We start from the raw sequence: 18,478 nt of genomic DNA on the forward strand, positions 1-18,478 counted from the left end.
CTGGGGGCGGCAGCCCCCAGGAACAAGGGACGGGCAGGGGCGGAGGGGGCGAAAACCCGCCCCTCACTCCCCCGCCGCCGCCGTGGTCTTCAGCGCCAGCCAAAGCTCCATCCGGACATCCGGATCGTCAAGCGAGCGCCCGAGGATCTCCTCGACCCTGCGCATGCGGTAGCGCAGGGTGTGCCGGTGCACCCCCAGGTCGGCAGCCGCCGCATCCCACTGCCCGTGCCGGGACAGCCACGCCCGCAGCGAGGCGACCAGATCCCCCCGCCCGGTGGCGTCATGCTCGTGCAGCGCCCGAAGCAGCCCGTCGGCGAACGCCCGTACGGCGTCGTCGGCGAGCAGCGGCAGCACGGACCCGGCGGCCAGCTCCTCGTGCTCGACGAGGAAGCGCCCGCGCCGCCGGGCGACGGACAACGCCTGCTCGGCCTGCTTGTACGCGGCGCCTGCGGCGATCGGCCCGGCGGGCGCGGACAGGCCGACCACGAGCTCGACCTCGTCACCGCCGCCGGACTGCTCGGGCACGGACGCCCGCTGGGCCTCCAGGGCCGCCGCGTGCTCCTGACAGGCGGCGACCGCCGCGCCGCCGTCCACCGCGAGCACGACGAGCCGCTCCCCGTCGGGCACGACGAGTACGGCCTCGCCGGAACGGGCCGCCGCGGACTCCACGACCTCGGCGAGCGCGCCGAGCGGATCACCCGCGGTGTTGGGCGCCGCGACCGCGCCGGAGGAGACGGTGGCAGCGGCCACGCGCGCGTGACCCTCGGCGTGCGCCCGGGCGGCCGACGCGGACGCCGACTCGGCGAGGATCAGCCGGAAAGGCGCGTCGAGAAGCTCGCCGAACAGGCCACCGGCGACGGCCCGGGCGTGGTCGGACTCCCCGGCGAGCAGCATGCGCAGCACCGCCGCACCGATCCGCTGCTCGGCCGCCTGCAAGGAGCGGGAGCGCTCCGTGGTGAGCGTCAGCAGGGCGATGGCCGAGTGCAGGGCGTACCGCTCGGCGGTACCGAGGGCGGCGGCGGTACCGACGGCGAGTGCGGCGCGCGGGCGTCGTCCGGTGCCCAGCGAGTGCAGTTCGACCCGGTCCTCGCCGCCGACCACCGAACTCGCGGGCGCAGGCCGGTCCCGCAGCCGCTCCACGTCCTGCGTGAGCCGCGCGGCCCGCCGCCCCGCCCACTCCGGCGCGGTGGCGACGACGGCACCGGAGGCGTCGTACAACGCCGCCCATCCGTCGACCTGTCCGGCGAGCGAGGCCAGCAGCCCTTCGGGTCCGTCGGTGAGCGCCTGCTTGGTCAGCTCGCGCTGCGCGGCGAACCCCGCGGTCACGGCACGGTACTGATCGGCGGCGATGGCGGCGGAGACGGCCTTGCTGATGGCCAGGAAGGGCGTACGCCGGGGCACTTCGAGGAGCGGCAGCCCCTCTCCCTCCGCTGCGTCGACGAGCGCCTTCGGGATCTCCTCGTAGTGGACCCCCACGGCGAATCCGAGCCCGGCCACCCCCGCTCCCACCAGCCGCTTCACATAGCGCTGCATGACCTCGGGATCGTCCGCGTCCAGTTTGAGCGCGGTGATCAGGAGGAGTTCCCCGCCTTCCATGTACGGCACGGGGTCGGCGAGCTCGCTGGCGTGCGCCCAGCGCACGGGCACGTCCAGCCGTCCCTCGCCCGCGCGCACCGTGAGCTTGAGCGCGGAGTGGTGGACGAGCGAGGCGAGCGTGGGTGGCATGGGACCTTCAGGCCTTCGGATTCTCAGGTCTTCACAGGATCCTCGACGGTCACCGGCGAGGTGATCTTTTGGCCGCGATGTATGAACGACCTATGCCGATTCTGCCTCACCGTACGGTACGTCCGTGACCATATGTCCAGATGTACAGGTCAGCGCCGTAGCCCCGAGTGCACCCGCCATGGCGGATCCACCGGCATCAGCCGCGTAGATCCACGAGCAGCGGCGGTGCGTGCTCGCCCCGCACGCTCGTGAGCGACAGCACCGCGTGCCCCGGCGGCACCCCGTGCGCCAGCTCGGAAGCGGACCAGCGCTCCCGCTCGACCTGGCGCACGGTGACGGCCCGGGCGGTCGGCGCGTGTCCGGTGATCACCCGCCGCACCATGTGCAACGCCTTGCCCGCCGGGGTCTCCGCGATGATCTGGCGGTCGGTGACGTCGCGCGCCTCGATCCACTCCTTGCCCCAGACCTCGGCGAAGTCCTGCCCGTCCCAGGGCGTGAGCCCGGACAGCGCCATCCGGCACCCGATGGCACCCAGCAGCGGAGTCCGCAACGCCCTCGGCACGTCGTCGAGTGTCCGGAGCGTCAACACGGCGCCCGCGTTGCCGGACCGCAGCCGCTGGATGCCCCGTACGGCTTCGGGCGTGACGACCCCGGTCGCGTCGTCCAGTACCAGGCAGGCGAACAGCGACCGGTCCTCCCGTACCGCGACACTCGCCGTGAACTGCGCGAGCACCAGCCGTGCCAGGATCCGTGAGGCATCGGCGTGCCCGCGCGCCGGCAGGTCGATCCGTACCCGTACGGGGTGGTCGAGGGCTCGCAAGGAGAAGGGGCGCGACTGCCCCGAGGTGTCGAAGAACCCGGCGAACGCGGGCCGGTCAAGGAGCGCGACCCGGTCCGCGAGCACACTCCCCACATCCCCCGGGTGACCCAACTGCCGCTCCCGCGCGTCGAGTTCCCGCAGCAGCGATTCCTTCCCGCTGTCCTCCAGAGCCTTGCGCAGCGCCCCGAGCGGGCCGGGAGAACCGTCGAGGAGCTGCCGCAGCTCGGGCACCGACGGGAACCGGCCGTGGACGGCCCGGAACGGTCCGAGGAGCTGGGCGAGGACAGTCGTCGACCGACGGCTGTCGCCCCCGGGGTGCGGATCGGCCAGATCCCCGACGAGCGCCTCGGCCAGTACGGCGGCGGCCTCGTCGGGGTCGGTGGTCCCGCCGTACAGGTCGAGGTCGTACACGGATTCGGGATTCCCGATCCGTACGACGACGTCGTACGCGTCGGCGGCCCCGAGCCCGGCACCCGCGGCGCCGATGACGACCACGGCGGCCCGCCCGGCGAGCGCGTGCAGGCACAGCGACTCGGCGAGCGGCCAGACGATGCCGCCCGTCTTGCCGGATCCGGGCGGACCGACGGCGAGCAGCGAGGTGCCGAGGAGGTCGGGGCCGAGAGCGAGGCCGGTGCCGCGATAGGCGTACGGATTGCGGGCGTCCTCAGCGGTCGTGCCCAGTCGCACCTGTCCGGTCACCAGGTCGTGCAGCGCGTGCCGTCCGGGCAGGTCGCGCGCGCCTGAGGGGTGCAGACAGGCGGCGGACCCGTCCTTCAGGACCGCCCCGGTGAAGGTGGCGAGGCTGTGCCGCCCGCTCCGTACGCCCTGCCAGGCGCGGGCGATCCGGGCGTGGTCGACATCGCGCATCAGGCCCGAGCGGGCCTCGGCGGCGAGCCGGTCGGCGGCGTCGGCCGCACCGGCGGCGCGGAGCTGGTTCCACTGGGCGGGGTCCTCCTCGGGGGCGGGCGGCCGTTCGCTCACGGGCGCGGCGCGGCGCCAGGCGGGCGGCCCGTAGCGCCGCCAGACCTCGCCCCAACGGCCGAGGCGGCCGACGCCGAACATGATGGCGAGGGCGATCAGCGTGTAGTAGCCGTACCAGAGGAACGCGTTCCCGACACGGTCGTCGCTCTGGCGCCAGGAATCAGGGGTGAACAGGTCGAGCGGGATGACCCACCAGCCGCCCAGGTAACCGTTCCAGAGCAGCGACCAGATCAGCCACCCCACCAGAAAAGCGATCACGGCGCCGCTCAGCAGCTGTCGCGCCGGAATCTGCTCGGGCTCCTCGTCCGGCCGCTGCCGGTACCCGAACCGCCACACCCCGGGCGCCGCCTCCGGCCTGGCCGCCCGGACCCAGGCCAGGAAGTCGGACCCGTCCGGCAACGCCGGCATCCCCGGTGCCCGTGCGGGCCGGGGTGGTGTCGCCGGCACGTCCGGGGGTCCCGCCGGACGCGGCACAGGATGGGCATGCGTGCCCCGCGCGTCCTGCGTCCCGTCGCTGTCCATCGCCTTTGCCCCCTGACCAGCCGCTCCGTACGTCGTCCGCGAGCCAATCTAGTGCCCCCGCAGGGGGAGTTCACCGCTTACACGGCCGCAGCTGCGGGGAGACACCCTCGCTCGACGCCCGGCCCGCTATGTCCACCGCGGACAATCAGCGCCCCGAACATCTCCCCCGTGGAGCATGCCCGCCCCCCTCCCTCGGCCCTAACCTGCGAAGAAAGCAGTCAAGCGTCCGAAATCCCCCCGCCCGGCGCGCCCGTCCGCCGGGGACCGTCCGGTTTCGCAAGATCATCAGGGAGCCCCTCATGACCGCACTTCCGCAGGAGCGCCGCGTCGTCACCGCCATCCCCGGCCCGAAGTCGCAGGAGCTGCAGGCCCGACGCCTCGCCGCGGTCGCGGCCGGTGTGGGCTCCGTGCTCCCCGTGTTCACCACGCGCGCCGGCGGCGGCATCATCGAGGACGTCGACGGAAACCGCCTGATCGACTTCGGCTCCGGTATCGCCGTGACCAGCGTGGGCGCGAGCGCCGAGGCCGTCGTACGCCGGGCCTCCGCGCAGCTCCAGGACTTCACCCACACCTGTTTCATGGTCACGCCGTACGAGGGGTACGTCGCGGTCGCCGAGGCGCTGGCGGAGCTGACCCCGGGCGACCACGCCAAGAAGTCGGCCCTGTTCAACAGCGGCGCCGAGGCCGTGGAGAACGCCGTCAAGATCGCGCGTGCGTACACCAAGCGGCAGGCGGTGGTCGTCTTCGACCACGGCTACCACGGGCGCACCAACCTCACGATGGCGCTGACCGCCAAGAACATGCCGTACAAGCACGGCTTCGGTCCGTTCGCCCCCGAGGTCTACCGCGTGCCGGTGGCCTACGGCTACCGCTGGCTGACCGGCCCGGAGAACGCGGGCGCCGAGGCGTCCGCCCAGGCCATCGACATGATCAACAAGCAGATCGGTGCCGAGAACGTCGCCGCGATCATCATCGAGCCGGTGCTCGGCGAGGGCGGCTTCATCGAGCCGGCCAAGGGCTTCCTGCCCGCCCTCAGCAAGTTCGCCACCGACAATGGCATCGTCTTCGTCGCCGACGAGATCCAGTCCGGCTTCTGCCGCACCGGCCAGTGGTTCGCCTGCGAGGACGAGGGCATCGTCCCGGACCTGATCACCACCGCCAAGGGCATCGCGGGCGGTCTCCCGCTCGCCGCCGTCACCGGCCGCGCCGAGATCATGGACGCCGCGCACTCGGGCGGCCTGGGCGGCACCTACGGCGGCAACCCGGTGGCCTGCGCCGGTGCCCTCGGCGCGATCGAGACGATGAAGGAGCTCGACCTGAACGCCAGGGCGAAGGCGATCGAGGCGACGATGAAGGCGCGTCTGTCCGCGATGGCCGACAAGTTCGACATCATCGGCGAGGTCCGCGGCCGTGGCGCCATGATCGCCATCGAGCTGGTCAAGGACCGCGACTCCAAGGAGCCGAACGCCGAGGCGACCGCCGCACTCGCCAAGGCCTGCCACCAGGAGGGTCTCCTGGTCCTTACCTGTGGCACCTACGGCAACGTCCTCCGCTTCCTGCCCCCGCTGGTCATCGGCGAGAACCTCCTGCACGAGGGCCTCGACATCATCGAGCAGGCCTTCGCCCGAATCTGACCCGTCCCACACGCCCCACCAGCGGAATCCGGCTGCCCCTCGCACCGGATTCCGTTTGGCCGCCGGGGTGAGTCGACGGTCGTCAGGCCGTGTGAAGAAGGTGTGCGAGGTGCATGACGGGACGCGATTCCGTCTGTCGGACCCGGTTCCCCTGTCGTAGGTTCTACCCAGATGAGAGATACACCCCGCCCACAGGGGACTGTGGGCGGCACCAGGTCGGGGCCTCCCCAGCTTCGCCCTGGTCGTGCCCTCGCGCACACACCCGGAGCTTCCAGCTCCGAATCTCCTCACCGATCGGACAGTCGCCCGCCCCAAACCCCCCGGGGCGTGCGACGATCCGATCCGGTCGGCCACTCCGGAACTACCCCCCCTGTTCCGGAGTGGCCGACCTTCTCCTTCCTTCTCGGCCTCCCGGCCCTCCTCTTCGCGCTGATCACCTGGCAGGTCGCGGCCCACGGCCCCCTCGCCCGCGCGGACGAACGCCTCAGCGGCCATCTCGTACACCCGGCCCGGATCTACGAACTCCTCGCGGACCTCGGCAACATCGCCGTCGCTGTCCCCGTCCTCGCCGTAGTGCTCGGGTACGTCGCCGTGCGTGGGCGCCGGGCCGGGCGGGACCGCTGGTGGCTGCCCTCCTTCGCCGCGGCGGTGCTGATGGCCGCCGTGCCCGCGTTGATCGTGCCGACGAAGGAACTGATCGCCCGCCCGGGCCCACCGGTGATGGGCCCGGGCACCGGCTTCTATCCTTCGGGCCACACGGCGACCGCCGCCATCGCGTACGGCGCCGCGACCCTCGTACTCCTGCCCTGGCTCCGCACCGCTCGCGCCCGCCGCGCGCTGGTCACCGCCTGTGCCGTGCTGAACCTCGCGGTGCCCTTCGGGCTGGTCCGACGCGGCTTCCACTGGCCGCTGGACGTGGTGGCGAGCTGGTGTCTGTGCACGGTGCTGCTGCTCTGCCTGTGGCTGCTGCTCAGCCGAAATAGCTGTCGAAGTTCTTCTGGAACTCCCAGCTCCCGTACCGGTCCCAGTTGATCGACCAGGTCATCAGGCCGCGGAGTCCCGGCCAGATGCCGTGGGTGGCGTACGTGCCGCAGTTGGTCTTCTTGGTGAGGCAGTCGAGGGCCTTGTTGACCTCGGACGGCGCCACATAGCCGTTACCCGCGTTCGTCGTCGCCGGCATACCGATGGCTATCTGATCGGGGCGCAGGGCCGGGAAGACGTTGCTCGCGTTGCCGGCGACCGGGAAGCCGGTCAGGAGCATGTCGGTCATCGCTATGTGGAAGTCGGCGCCGCCCATGGAGTGGTACTGGTTGTCGAGGCCCATGATCGAGCCGGAGTTGTAGTCCTGGACGTGCAGGAGCGTCAGGTCGTCGCGCATGGCGTAAATGACCGGGAGGTAGGCGCCGGCGCGGGGGTCCTGGCCGCCCCACGGTCCGGTGCCGTAGTACTGGTAACCGAGTTGGACGAAGAAGGTCTCCGGGGCCATGGTCAGCACGAAGCCGGCGCCGTACTTGGCCTTCAGGGTCTTCAGGGCCGAGATGAGGTTCACGATCACGGGAGTGGTCGGGCTCTTGAAGTTCGTGTCGGTGGCGTCCAGCGAGAGCGAGTGGCCCTCGAAGTCGATGTCCAGGCCGTCCAGGCCGTAGGTGTCGATGATCTTCGATACCGAGGTGACGAAGGTGTCGCGCGCCGCCGTCGTCGTCAGCTGCACCTGGCCGTTCGCGCCGCCGATGGAGATCAGGACCTTCTTGCCCGCCGCCTGCTTGGCCTTGATCGCCGCCTTGAAGTCGGCCTCGCTCTCGACGGTCGGGCACTCGGTGACCGGGCAGCGGGTGAAGCGGATGTCGCCGGAGGTGGTGGTGGTCGGTTCGCCGAAGGCCAGGTCGATGATGTCCCAGCTGTCGGGGACGTCGGCCAGCCGCGTGTACCCGGCGCCGTTCGCGAAACTGGCGTGGAGGTAGCCGACGAGGGCGTGTTCGGTCGAGCCTCCGCCACCGCCGGCGGTCGTCGTCGCGGTCACCGTCGCCGACTTCGGCGACTCGCCCGCCTCGTTCACCGCCGCCACCTGGAAGGTGTACGCCGTCGAGGCCGTGAGTCCGCTGACCGTGGCCGAAGTCCCGGTCGCCGTCTGGATTTTCACGCCGTTGCGGTAGATGGCGTAACCGGTCGCGCCCGTCACCGGGGACCAGGACAGAGCGACGCTCGACGAGGTGACCGTGCCGGCCGTCAGGCCGGTGGGTGCGGCCGGGGGCTGGCCCGGGTCGACGGCGGGGCCGAGGAGGGAGACGTCGTCGACGTTGTAGGCGCCGGTGCCGTACCAGCCGTGCGTGTAGATGGTGACCCTGGTGGTGGCGGCGCCGGTGCGGAAGGTCGTGGTGAGCTGCTGCCAGGCGGTCGCGGACTGGGTCCAGGTGGAGACGTCGGTGGTGCCGGTGCCGCTCGCGCCGAGGTAGACGTAACTGCCCCGGACGTAACCGGCCAGGGAGTACTGGGAGTTGGGCTGAACGGTCACCGACTGGGAGCACTGTGCGTAGTCGCTGCCGGCCGGGGTCGCCTGCAGCGCGGAACTTCCGCTCCGTACGGGTGAGTTGACGGTGGTCGCCGCCGTACAGGTCCAGTTGTCCAGGCCCGACTCGAAACCGCCGTTCTTCGCGAGGTCCGCGTCGGCCGCACGGGCGGCCGACGAGAGCGCGGTCATGCCGGGAACGGCCAGGAAGGTGGCCGTGCACACGGCGAGAAGTCTGTGACGCGTGAGTGATCCGTTGCGTCGGGTGCGATCCACGACTGCCTCCGGGCATGGGGGAATTGGAGGGGTGAAGCGCGCCCAATTTGGTCCAGACCAATCCTGTTGTCAAGACCTCGTGAACCTCAGGGCCTCGTGAACCTCATGACGTCAGGAATCTCGGGACCTCCTGTCGAGTTGCCGAGCTGTCGAGTTCCGCGACTGTCCCCGGGGTCCGGCCCCGGCACGGCTATCGGTCCTCGTTTCCGGCGCGATCCGCCGCCGCCTCGTGCATGGCCAGTTCGAGCAGTGCAGGATCGGTGAGGGTGCCGGAGCCGTCCGGCGGGATCAGCCAGCGAACGCCGCCGCCGGTCGTCCTCCCCGGGTACGGCACCACGATCCACGTACCGCGGCCCGCTGTGCGCACCCCCGTGCCGAGCCACCGGGCCGCGGTGCCCGCGGGCACGAAGAATCCCATCCGGGCGTCCCCGAAGTCGACGAGCACGGGACCGAGTTGGTCGATCACCCGGGTCAGCACGTCGAGCGTGGGGTAGCCGAGTTCGCCCGGCAGGATGAGTACGTCCCAGGCCTTGCCCGCGGGCAGCAGCGCGATCCCCAGCGGATTGCGCTCCCACTCCCAGCGGCAGGCCTCGGGATCCGGAGCTACGGATGCCAGCCAGTCGACCGCCGTCTTAGCCCCTGTCATGGCGGAACCTCCCTCTCTCATGTCGACGCCGGTCGCGTCACAGGGGAGAGCGAGGTTCGGACCGATCATTACGCGGGTTCTGAACAATTGTTGATAGTGAGCCGGGTCACAGTGGCCAAGCAGGGCGTACGCCGTGGATCCGCATCCCGCTGCACGGTTCAGCTGTCGAAGCCGAGCCCGAGCCTGTCCATGGTCTTCAGCCACAGATTGCGCCGGCCGCCGTGCGAATCCGCCCGCGCCAGCGACCACTTGGTGAGCGCGATGCCCGTCCAGGCGAAGGGCTCGGGCGGGAACGGCAGCGGCTTTTTGCGGACCATCTCCAGCTCGGTGCGTTCCGTGCGCTCGCCCGCCAGCAGGTCGAGCATCACGTCCGCGCCGAACCGGGTGGCGCCCACGCCGAGCCCGGTGTAGCCGGCCGCGTAGGCAACCCTGCCCTGGTGCGCCGTACCGAAGAAGGCGGAGAAGCGCGAGCAGGTGTCGATCGCGCCGCCCCAGGTGTGGGTGAAGCGGACGCCCGCCAACTGCGGGAAGCAGGTGAAGAATTGGCCTGCGAGCTTCGCGTACGTCTCCGGGCGGTGGTCGTACTCGGCGCGCATCCGGCCGCCGTACGGGTAGATCGCGTCGTAGCCGCCCCACAGGATCCGGTTGTCGGCGGACAGCCGGAAGTAGTGGAACTGGTTCGCCGAATCCCCAAGGCCCTGGCGGTTCTTCCAGCCGATGGACGCCAACTGGTCGGCGGTCAGCGGCTCGGTCATCAGGGCGTAGTCGTAGACGGGGACGGTGTACGCGCGGACGCGCCTGACCAGGTTCGGGAAGATGTTCGTGCCGAGGGCCACGCGACGGGCGCGGATCGAGCCGTACGGGGTGCGTACGGCCATTTCGGCGCCGTGCGGCTTCAGTTGGAGCGCCGGGGTGTGCTCGTAGACGCGGACGCCGAGCTCCTGGCACGCCCGCTTGAGGCCCCACGCGAGCTTGGCGGGGTGGAGCATGGCGACGCCCCGGCGGTCGTGGAGGCCGGCCAGGAATGTCGGTGAGTCGACTTGTTCCCGTAGCGCTTCGGCGTCCAGGTACTCGATGCCGTCCGCCAGGCCCTCGCGCCGCAACTCCTCGTGCCACTCACGCAGTTCGGCCGCCTGGTACGGCTCGGTGGCGACGTCGATCTCGCCGGTGCGCTCGAAGTCGCAGTCGAGGGAGTAGCGGGCGACGGCCGCCTCGATCTCGTCGAGGTTCCGGGCGCCCAGCTGCTCCAGTTTCCTGATCTCGTCCGGCCAGCGGGTGAGGCCGTTGGCCAGACCGTGGGTGAGGGAGGCTGCACAGAAGCCGCCGTTGCGGCCGGAGGCGGCCCAGCCCACCTCATGGCCCTCCACCAGAATCACCTCGCGCCGCGGGTCGCGCTCCTTGGCGAGGAGCGCGGTCCACAGTCCGCTGTAACCGCCGCCGACGACGAGCAGGTCGCAGGTCTCGGTGGTGGTGAGGGCGGGTTCGGGGTGGGGTTTACCGGGGTCGTCCAGCCAGTAGGACGCCGGCTGCGCGTCGGAGAGGGACTTGGTCCAACGGGTCATGGCGCTTGGGGCCATGATTTCAACTCCCTACAGCTGAATCGCCCTTGTGAAGGGTTATGCCTTTTGCTTGTTACGGCGGTTGCTGATGGCCATTCCGGACAGCACGAACAGTACGGCGACGATGAACATGGCCGTACCGATGACATTGATCTGAACGGGTGTTCCGCGCTGTGCCGAGCCCCAGACGAACATGGGGAAGGTGACGGTCGAGCCGGCGTTGAAATTGGTGATGATGAAATCGTCGAAGGAGAGCGCGAAGGCGAGCAGCGCGCCCGCGGCGATTCCGGGGGCCGCGATGGGCAGCGTGACGCGGACGAAGGTCTGCACGGGCCCCGCGTACAGGTCCTGGGCCGCCTGCTCCAGGCGCGGGTCCATCGACATGACGCGTGCCTTGACGGCCGTCACGACGAAGCTGAGGCAGAACATGATGTGCGCGATCAGGATCGTCCAGAACCCCAACTGTGCACCCATGTTGAGGAAGAGGGTGAGCAGTGAGGCCGCCATCACGACCTCGGGCATCGCCATCGGCAGGAAGATCAGCGAGTTGACGGCGCCGCGCGCGCGGAAGCGGTAGCGGACCAGGGCGAAGGCGATCATGGTGCCGAGGACGGTGGCGCCGAGCGTCGCCCATACGGCGATCTGGAGGCTGAGCGAGAGCGAGCCGCACATGTCGGCGACGCCGCACGGGTCGGTCCAGGCGTCCGTGGAGAAGTTCTGCCACTCGTAGTTGAAGCGCCCCTTCGGTTTGTTGAAGGAGAACACCGTGACGACGACGTTCGGCAGAAGCAGATATCCGAGTGTCAGCAGTCCCCCGATGACGACGAGATGCCTCTTGAACCAGCGTACGAAGGCCATTTAAACCAGATCCTCCGTCCCGGACTTGCGAATGTAGAGCGTGACCATGATGAGGATCGCGGCCATGAGAATGAAGGAGAGTGCCGCCGCCGTCGGATAGTCGAGAATCCTCAGGAACTGGGTCTGGATGACGTTGCCCACCATCCGGGTGTCCGTGGAGCCGAGCAGATCGGCGTTCACGTAGTCACCGCTGGCCGGGATGAAGGTCAGCAGTGTCCCGGAGACGACACCGGGCATCGACAGCGGGAAGGTGACCTTGCGGAAGGTCGTGAACGGCTTCGCGTACAGGTCGCCCGCCGCCTCGTGGAGGCGTCCGTCGATGCGTTCGAGCGAGGTGTAGAGCGGCAGGATCATGAACGGCAGGAAGTTGTACGTGAGACCGCAGATCACCGCGAGGGGTGTGGCCAGTACGCGGTCGCCGGCCGTGATGCCGAGCCAGCTGGTGACGTCCAGGATGTGCAGCGAGTTGAGGGTGGCGACGACCGGGCCGCCGTCCGCGAGGATCGTCTTCCAGGCGAGCGTACGGATCAGGAAGCTGGTGAAGAACGGCGCGATGACCAGGATGAGGACGACGTTGCGCCAGCGCCCCGCGCGGAAGGCGATGAGGTACGCGAGCGGGTAGCCGAGGATCAGGCACAGGATGGTCGCGGAGCCCGCGTAGAGCACCGAGCGCAGGAACTGCGGCCAGTAGTCCGCCAGCGCGTTCCAGTAGGTCGCGAAGTGCCAGGTGACCTTGTAGCCGTCCTCCAGGGAGCCCGTCTGCACGGACGTGGAGGCCTGGTAGACCATCGGCAGCGCGAAGAACACCAGCAGCCAGAGGATGCCGGGCAGCAGCAGCCAGTACGGGGTGAGACGGCCGCGCCTGCGGGGCGGCTTCTCTGCCGGTTGCGGCGCCAGGGGTGGCGCCTCGGCGACGGTGGCCATCAGGCGGCCTCCTCATCGACTGTTTCCACGCCCGCGTCGATGTCCTGGGCCGCGTCCAGGCCGAAGGTGTGCGCCGGGCTCCAGTGCAGGACGACGTCGGTGCCGGGCCTGAGCCGGGGGTCGCGGTCGATGTTCTGGGCGTAGACCTCGAACTCGGGGCAGACGGCGCTGTCGATGACGTACTGCGTGGAGACGCCGATGAAGCTGGAGTCGGCGATCTTGCCGGTGATCCGGTTGCGGCCGGCCGGGATCTCGCCCGCGTCGTCGGCGTGCGTGAGCGAGATCTTCTCCGGGCGCACGCCCACCAGCACCTTGCCGCCGGCCGTCGTGGACGCGGAACATCGCGCCGCGGGCAGCAGGAGTTTGCCGCCGCCCGCCTTGAGGACGATCTCGTCGCCGTTCCTGGAGTCGACCTCGGCCTCGATGAGGTTGGAGGTGCCGAGGAAGTTGGCGACGAACGTGGTGTTCGGGTTCTCGTAGAGGTCGGCGGGCGAGCCGAGCTGCTCGACACGGCCCGCGTTCATCACGGCGACCGTGTCGGCCATCGTCATGGCCTCCTCCTGGTCGTGCGTGACGTGCACGAACGTGATGCCGACCTCGGTCTGGATGCGCTTGAGCTCCAGCTGCATCTGGCGGCGCAGCTTGAGGTCGAGGGCACCGAGCGGCTCGTCGAGGAGCAGCACCTTGGGGGTGTTGATCAGCGCGCGGGCCACGGCGACACGCTGCTGCTGGCCGCCGGAGAGCTGGTGCGGCTTCTTGCGCGCCTGCTCGCCGAGCTGTACGAGGTCCAGCATGTCCTCGACCTGCTTCTTCACCGACTTGATGCCGCGCCGGCGCAGCCCGAAGGCGACGTTCTCGAAGATGTCGAGGTGCGGGAAGAGCGCGTAGGACTGGAAGACGGTGTTCACGGGCCGCTTGTAGGGCGGCAGGTTCGTCACGTCCTGCTCCCCCAGGTGCACGCTCCCCGAAGTGGGCTCCTCCAGGCCGGCGATCATGCGGAGGGTGGTCGTCTTGCCGCAACCCGATGCCCCTAGGAGGGCGAAGAACGATCCCTGCGGGACGGTCAGGTCGAGCGGGTGTACGGCCGTGAAGGCGCCGTACGTTTTGCTGATCCCGGAGAGGCGGACGTCGCCGCTGTTGTCTGTCGTCATCATGGTCACGCCCCTGTGAGCTTCGCGAACTTCTCTTCGTACGCCGTCTCTTCCTCGCTGCTGAGCAGGCGGAAGGCGTGAGACTTGGCGGCCATGGCCTGGTCGGGAATGATCAGCGGGTTGTTCGCCGCGTCCTTGTCGATCTTCTCCAGGTACGGCTTCACGCCGTCGACCGGACAGACGTAGTTGATGTAGGCGGCGAGTTCGGCGGCCGGTTCGGGCTCGTAGTAGTAGTCCATGAGCCGCTCGGCGTTCGTCTTGTGGCGCGCCTTGTTGGGGATCAGCATGTTGTCGGACGAGGTGATGTAGCCGCTGTCCGGAATGATGAAGTCGACGTCCGGGCTGTCCGCCTTGAGTTGTACGACGTCACCGGCCCAGGCGATACAGGCCGCGAAGTTTCCGCTGGTGATGTCCGACGTGTAGTCGTTGCCGGTGAAGCGGCGGATCTGGCCCTTGTCGACGGCCTTCTGGAGACGGGCGATCGCCGCGTCGAAGTCGTCGTCCGTGAACTTGGCCGGGTCCTTGCCCAGGTCGAGCAGCGTCATGCCGATGCTGTCGCGCATCTCCGTCAGGAAGCCGATGCGCCCCTTGAGCTTGGGGTTGTCGAGCATGTCGGAGACCGACTTCACCTCGATGCCGTCGAGCGCCTTCTTGTTGTAGGCAATGACGGTCGAGATGCCCTGCCAGGGGTAGGAGTAGGCACGTCCGGGGTCCCAGTCGGGGTTGCGGAACTGCTGCGACAGGTTGGTGTAGGCGTGCGGCAGGTTGGACGGGTCCAGTTTCTGGACCCATCCGAGGTTGATCAGCCGGCCGGCCAGCCAGTCGGTGAGGACGATGATGTCGCGGCCGGTGTCCTGGCCCGCGGCGAGCTGCGGCTTGATCTTGCCGAAGAACTCGGCGTTGTCGTTGATGTCCTCGGTGTACTTGACCGTGATGCCGGTCCGCTTGGTGAAGGCGTCCAGCGTGGGGTGGTGCTTCTCGCTCTCGTCGACGTCCATGTACTCGGTCCAGTTGGAGAAGTTGATCGTCTTCTCCTTGGCCGAGAGGTCGTCGGCGGAGACGCCACCCTGGGTCTTGCCGGCCGCGGGGATCCCGCAGGCGCTCAGCGCCCCGAGTCCGCCGATGGCGAGCGCACCGCCCGCCGAGGCGCGCAGCAGTGAACGGCGGCCGAGAGAGGCCCTGCCGTTCCTGAGGCTGCGCCGCATGGCGGCCAGTTGGACCGGGGACAGGCGTTCGGGCTCGTACTGCTCCATGATCCTGGTGCCCTTTCGGAAGGGTCGCGGCCGTGGTCGCGGCCTGGTGTGCCACTCGGAGCGGGCGACGTGAATCGGCTAGCTCCGGTCCCCGAAGATCGTGCGGTGCCAGTCCTTCTCGGCAACCCCAGTGTTGTCGAACATGACGTGCTTGATCTGTGTGTACTCCTCGAACGAGTACGCGGACATGTCCTTGCCGAAGCCGGATGCCTTGTATCCGCCGTGCGGCATCTCGCTGATGATCGGAATGTGATCGTTGATCCAGACGCAACCCGCCTTGATCTCGCGGGTCGCGCGGTTGGCGCGGTAGACGTCACGGCTCCAGGCGGAGGCGGCGAGTCCGTACGGCGTGTCGTTGGCCAGCGCGATGCCCTCGTCGTCGGTGTCGAAGGGCAGCACCACGAGCACGGGCCCGAAGATCTCGGACTGCACGATCTCGCTGTCCTGGGAGGCGTCGGCGACAAGGGTGGGCATGTAGTAGGCGCCGCTCTTGAGGTCGCCCTGCGGGACGGCTCCGCCGGTGACCACGCGCGCGTAGGAGCGCGCCCGGTCGACGAATCCGGCGACGCGGTCGCGCTGGGCGTGCGAGATCAACGGTCCGAGATCGGTGTCCGGCGCGAAGGGGTCACCCACGCGGACACCCGCCATGAGGTCGGCCGTTTGGGAAACGAACGCTTCGTAGAGAGGCCTCTGCACGTACGCGCGCGTGGCGGCCGTGCAGTCCTGCCCGGTGTTGATGAGCGAACCGGCGACGGCGCCGTTGACGGCGGCGTCGAGATCCGCGTCGTCGAAGACCACGAAGGGCGCCTTGCCGCCCAGCTCCAGATGAAGCCGCTTGACGGTCGAGGTGGCGATCTCCGCGACCCGCTTGCCGACGGCGGTCGAACCGGTGAAGGAGGTCATGACGACGTCGGGGTGGCCGACGAGATGCTCACCGACATCCTTTCCCGCTCCCGTGACGATGTTGATGACACCGTCGGGGATGCCCGCCACCGTGGCTGCCTCGGCGAAGAGCAGGGAGGTGAGCGGGGTGAGCTCGGCGGGCTTCAGGACGATCGTGTTGCCGGCCGCGATCGCCGGGAGGATCTTCCAGGCGGCCATCTGGAGGGGGTAGTTCCAGGGCGCGATGGAGCCGACGACACCGAGGGGTTCACGGCGTACGTACGAGGTGTGGTCGCCGGAGTACTCGCCCGCGGACTGGCCCTGTAGGTGGCGGGCCGCTCCCGCGAAGAACGCGGTGTTGTCGATGGTCCCCGGGACGTCGAACTCCCGGGTGAGCTTGAGCGGCTTGCCGCACTGCAGGGACTCGGCATCGGCGAACTCCCCGGCGCGGTCGGCGAGCACGGCCGCGAAGCGGTGCAGCGCGTCGGAGCGCTCGCCGGGGGTGGCGCCGGACCAGCCGGGGAAGGCGGACCGGGCGGCCGCGACAGCGGCGTCCACGTCGGCGGCGCTCGCGAGTTCGTACGTGTAGACCTCCTCGCCCGTGGCCGGATCGACGACCGCGAACGTACGGCCGGAGGTGCCCTTGGTCAGCCGGCCCGCGATGTACTGCGCGCCGTCCGCGAAGCGGTCCTGCGCCTGGAAGCGATGGCCCGGTTTGTGCATGTCGCTCTCCTCCGCCACCCTCCCCGTCCTTCGGGGGTCGGCGTAGCTCCAGCTCGATTTGAGTGCCGATCCTGACAGAGCTAGGGGACTCCAACAAGTGATTCCGTTGTTGCCTTTTGGTTACGCGACGGAATCTGTCGACCAGGTGTCGAGTCCCCTTGGAAAAGGCAGGACGGATTGTCAGTGGTGGATGCCAGACTCGCGTGCATGGGGGAGATCGATTCACGGGACGCGCTGGTCAGCAAGGTCCGCTCGGGGGCGAGGGTGAAGTACCTGCACTTCTGGGGGCACCGGCCGAGTCGGGACGGTCAGGTGAGCGCGAGCTGTCTGAGCCAGTGGTGGCCGTCGCCGTTCACCGTGGACGGCGTGGCGTACGCGACGGCCGAGCACTGGATGATGGCGAGGAAGGCGCGGCTCTTCGGGGACCCGGAGGCGGAGCGGCGCGCTGTCGAGGCGCCGAGTCCCGCGGTGGCCAAGAAGGCGGGGCGGCTCGTGCGCGGTTTCGACGACGCCGTGTGGGAGCGCGAGCGCTTCGCGATCGTGGTCGAGGGCAGCGTCCACAAGTTCGCCGCGCACCCCGAGCTGCGGGAGTTTCTGCTGGGCACGGGCGAGCGGGTCCTCGTCGAGGCCAGCCCGATGGACCGGGTATGGGGGATCGGGCTGGCGGCCGACGACGAGCGGGCGGCGGATCCGGGGCGGTGGCGGGGCCTGAATCTGCTGGGGTTCGCGTTGATGGAGGCCCGGGGTCGGCTCGGGGAGGTGGTCGGGGGCGGTGGGGAGATACCTGGCGGAGTCGCGCGGGAAGGGCTTGATTCGCGGGGCGGTTAGCGGACCTCGGGGAGGTATTGGTCCGCTGAGCAGGGCGGGGGAAGTCCGCTGCGGTTCGGCAGCGCCCTGAAGGGGCGCGGGGAACGGCGCGACCAGCCACGATGGTGCCGCAGACGATCGACGGCACAATCGACGGCACATCCCTGCACTTCCGGCGGACCTGCGCTTCCAGCGGGGCGCTTAGCCGAGCTGCCCCACGACAAATGACGTGGAGAAGCCGTCGCCGTCCGTGCCCGAGTCGATTTCGGATGAGCTGTCTTCCGCGAAGACGAATATGAGCACGACCAGCGCGATGGCCAGGACGATGCCGACCGCTCCGCAGATGATCCCGGCCAGCGCCTGGCCCGGGTTCGTCGCCTCGCCACGAGCTGCTTTGCGGCGGCCGATCGCACCGAAGACCACACCGAGGATGCCCATCACGAACGTCAGCGGCCACACGCAGAACAGGGCCGCCGAGGCGATGCCGAGTATCAGGGCGGCGGTGCCCATGCCGTTGCTCGGTGCCATGGGCATGGCGGGCCAGCCGCCATAGCCGGAGGCGCCCGGGTAGTAGGGCTGCGGCGGGTGGGACGGGTAGCCGTACGAGTACGGAGGCGGCTGGCCGGGGCCCCCAGGAGCGAAGGGGTGAGGAGGGGCGGGCTGGGGATACGGGGTATGAGCGGCAGGGGGTGCGAAGGGGTTGTCCCAGGACGGGGGGACGGGGGCGCCTGCGCCGGGTGGGGCGGGCGTGGCCGGTGCGCCCGGCGTTCCCGCGCCTGGGAACGACGTGATCGTCCGCTGGTCGTGCACGGGAGCGGGTGTGGCCCCCGTGGCACCGTTCGCCCGGAAGGGAGCCTTGTCCTCCGGGGCCGCCCAGGGGTTCGGCTCGGGACGCGGGTCGGCCGCGGGCTTGTCCAAGGGGACCTTGGGAGCATCCGAGGGGACCTTCGGAGCAGGAGCGGCAGCCTCGGGTGCGGAGCCCGACGGGTGACCCCCCGGTGACGTCGCATCGGACAGCAGCCCGGCCCCCTGCGCCGACCCGCCCGACGGGACCTCCGAGACAGGAGCGGCAGTCTCAGGGACGGAACCAGGCGCCCCGTTCGACGACAGTGTCGCGTCGGACGGCAGCGGGCTTCCCTCCACCGACTCACCCGACGGGACCCCCAAGGCAGGAGCAGCAGCCTCAGGGACGGAACCAGGCGCCCCGTTCG

At 69.7% G+C, this 18,478-nt stretch carries 14 protein-coding genes; 3 read left to right on the forward strand and 11 right to left on the reverse strand.

The features are described 5' to 3' along the window. Window positions 1–63 precede the first annotated feature (63 nt). On the reverse strand, window positions 64–1,725 hold the full coding sequence (locus tag ACFWP7_RS09640; RefSeq protein ID WP_384378699.1) for a PucR family transcriptional regulator: 1,662 nt from the start codon (window positions 1,723–1,725) through the stop codon (window positions 64–66). 196 nt (window positions 1,726–1,921) lie between these two features. Continuing rightward, a complete protein-coding gene (locus ACFWP7_RS09645; RefSeq protein ID WP_384378702.1) occupies window positions 1,922–4,048 on the reverse strand; it encodes an ATP-binding protein in 2,127 nt (708 codons plus the stop codon). Between the two features lie 299 nt (window positions 4,049–4,347). Between ACFWP7_RS09645 and gabT the strand changes: the two genes are divergently transcribed. After that, the gene (gabT, locus tag ACFWP7_RS09650; RefSeq protein ID WP_384378705.1) at window positions 4,348–5,682 is read left to right on the forward strand and encodes a 4-aminobutyrate--2-oxoglutarate transaminase; all 1,335 of its coding nucleotides are present in this window, start codon (window positions 4,348–4,350) and stop codon (window positions 5,680–5,682) included. A 327-nt stretch (window positions 5,683–6,009) separates the two neighbouring features. Beyond that, window positions 6,010–6,714 (forward strand): phosphatase PAP2 family protein, encoded by a 705-nt coding sequence (locus tag ACFWP7_RS09655; protein ID WP_384378708.1) that lies wholly within the window; start codon window positions 6,010–6,012, stop codon window positions 6,712–6,714. Here ACFWP7_RS09655 and ACFWP7_RS09660 read toward each other — a convergent pair. From ACFWP7_RS09660 to ACFWP7_RS09695, 8 genes are all read right to left on the reverse strand, one after another. Further along, complete coding sequence (locus ACFWP7_RS09660; protein ID WP_384379045.1) at window positions 6,653–8,380, reverse strand: chitinase; 1,728 nt, start codon at window positions 8,378–8,380, stop codon at window positions 6,653–6,655. The genes ACFWP7_RS09655 and ACFWP7_RS09660 overlap by 62 nt on opposite strands. A gap of 274 nt (window positions 8,381–8,654) precedes the next feature. Next, the gene (locus ACFWP7_RS09665; RefSeq protein WP_384378711.1) at window positions 8,655–9,110 is read right to left on the reverse strand and encodes a hypothetical protein; all 456 of its coding nucleotides are present in this window, start codon (window positions 9,108–9,110) and stop codon (window positions 8,655–8,657) included. 158 nt (window positions 9,111–9,268) lie between these two features. Beyond that, complete coding sequence (locus ACFWP7_RS09670) at window positions 9,269–10,687, reverse strand: NAD(P)/FAD-dependent oxidoreductase (RefSeq protein WP_384378713.1); 1,419 nt, start codon at window positions 10,685–10,687, stop codon at window positions 9,269–9,271. Between the two features lie 39 nt (window positions 10,688–10,726). Continuing rightward, complete coding sequence (locus tag ACFWP7_RS09675) at window positions 10,727–11,527, reverse strand: ABC transporter permease (protein WP_384378716.1); 801 nt, start codon at window positions 11,525–11,527, stop codon at window positions 10,727–10,729. After that, window positions 11,528–12,451 carry an ABC transporter permease gene (locus tag ACFWP7_RS09680; protein WP_384378719.1) on the reverse strand — a complete coding sequence of 308 codons (924 nt, stop codon included), beginning with the start codon at window positions 12,449–12,451 and terminating at the stop codon, window positions 11,528–11,530. After that, window positions 12,451–13,602, reverse strand: coding sequence for an ABC transporter ATP-binding protein (locus tag ACFWP7_RS09685; RefSeq protein WP_384379048.1), 1,152 nt, complete (start codon window positions 13,600–13,602; stop codon window positions 12,451–12,453). The genes ACFWP7_RS09680 and ACFWP7_RS09685 overlap by 1 nt, the downstream gene beginning before the upstream one ends. Window positions 13,603–13,607: 5 nt before the next feature. Beyond that, complete coding sequence (locus ACFWP7_RS09690; protein WP_384378722.1) at window positions 13,608–14,855, reverse strand: spermidine/putrescine ABC transporter substrate-binding protein; 1,248 nt, start codon at window positions 14,853–14,855, stop codon at window positions 13,608–13,610. Between the two features lie 78 nt (window positions 14,856–14,933). Then, entirely contained in the window at window positions 14,934–16,460 is a 1,527-nt protein-coding gene (locus ACFWP7_RS09695; RefSeq protein WP_384378725.1) for a gamma-aminobutyraldehyde dehydrogenase, read from the reverse strand. A 207-nt stretch (window positions 16,461–16,667) separates the two neighbouring features. Here ACFWP7_RS09695 and ACFWP7_RS09700 point away from each other — a divergent pair, with 207 nt between their 5' ends. Next, window positions 16,668–17,288 carry an NADAR family protein gene (locus ACFWP7_RS09700; RefSeq protein ID WP_384378728.1) on the forward strand — a complete coding sequence of 207 codons (621 nt, stop codon included), beginning with the start codon at window positions 16,668–16,670 and terminating at the stop codon, window positions 17,286–17,288. A 180-nt stretch (window positions 17,289–17,468) separates the two neighbouring features. Here the strand turns inward: ACFWP7_RS09700 and ACFWP7_RS09705 are convergent, their stop codons facing one another. Then, the gene (locus ACFWP7_RS09705) at window positions 17,469–18,185 is read right to left on the reverse strand and encodes a DUF4190 domain-containing protein (RefSeq protein ID WP_384378731.1); all 717 of its coding nucleotides are present in this window, start codon (window positions 18,183–18,185) and stop codon (window positions 17,469–17,471) included. Between the last annotated feature and the right edge of the window lie 293 nt (window positions 18,186–18,478).

Origin of the sequence: Streptomyces sp. NPDC058470, assembly GCF_042721055.1 — a bacterium.
Lineage (GTDB): Bacteria > Actinomycetota > Actinomycetes > Streptomycetales > Streptomycetaceae > Streptomyces.

Coding starts and splice junctions, on each gene's coding strand:
- ACFWP7_RS09640 (WP_384378699.1), bottom strand. CDS start 1,725: ATGCCACCCACGCTCGCCTCGCTCGTCCACCACTCCGCGCTCAAGCTC.
- ACFWP7_RS09645 (WP_384378702.1), bottom strand. CDS start 4,048: ATGGACAGCGACGGGACGCAGGACGCGCGGGGCACGCATGCCCATCCT.
- gabT (WP_384378705.1), top strand. CDS start 4,348: ATGACCGCACTTCCGCAGGAGCGCCGCGTCGTCACCGCCATCCCCGGC.
- ACFWP7_RS09660 (WP_384379045.1), bottom strand. CDS start 8,380: ATGACCGCGCTCTCGTCGGCCGCCCGTGCGGCCGACGCGGACCTCGCG.
- ACFWP7_RS09665 (WP_384378711.1), bottom strand. CDS start 9,110: ATGACAGGGGCTAAGACGGCGGTCGACTGGCTGGCATCCGTAGCTCCG.
- ACFWP7_RS09670 (WP_384378713.1), bottom strand. CDS start 10,687: ATGGCCCCAAGCGCCATGACCCGTTGGACCAAGTCCCTCTCCGACGCG.
- ACFWP7_RS09675 (WP_384378716.1), bottom strand. CDS start 11,527: ATGGCCTTCGTACGCTGGTTCAAGAGGCATCTCGTCGTCATCGGGGGA.
- ACFWP7_RS09680 (WP_384378719.1), bottom strand. CDS start 12,451: ATGGCCACCGTCGCCGAGGCGCCACCCCTGGCGCCGCAACCGGCAGAG.
- ACFWP7_RS09685 (WP_384379048.1), bottom strand. CDS start 13,602: ATGACGACAGACAACAGCGGCGACGTCCGCCTCTCCGGGATCAGCAAA.
- ACFWP7_RS09690 (WP_384378722.1), bottom strand. CDS start 14,855: ATGGAGCAGTACGAGCCCGAACGCCTGTCCCCGGTCCAACTGGCCGCC.
- ACFWP7_RS09695 (WP_384378725.1), bottom strand. CDS start 16,460: ATGCACAAACCGGGCCATCGCTTCCAGGCGCAGGACCGCTTCGCGGAC.
- ACFWP7_RS09700 (WP_384378728.1), top strand. CDS start 16,668: ATGGGGGAGATCGATTCACGGGACGCGCTGGTCAGCAAGGTCCGCTCG.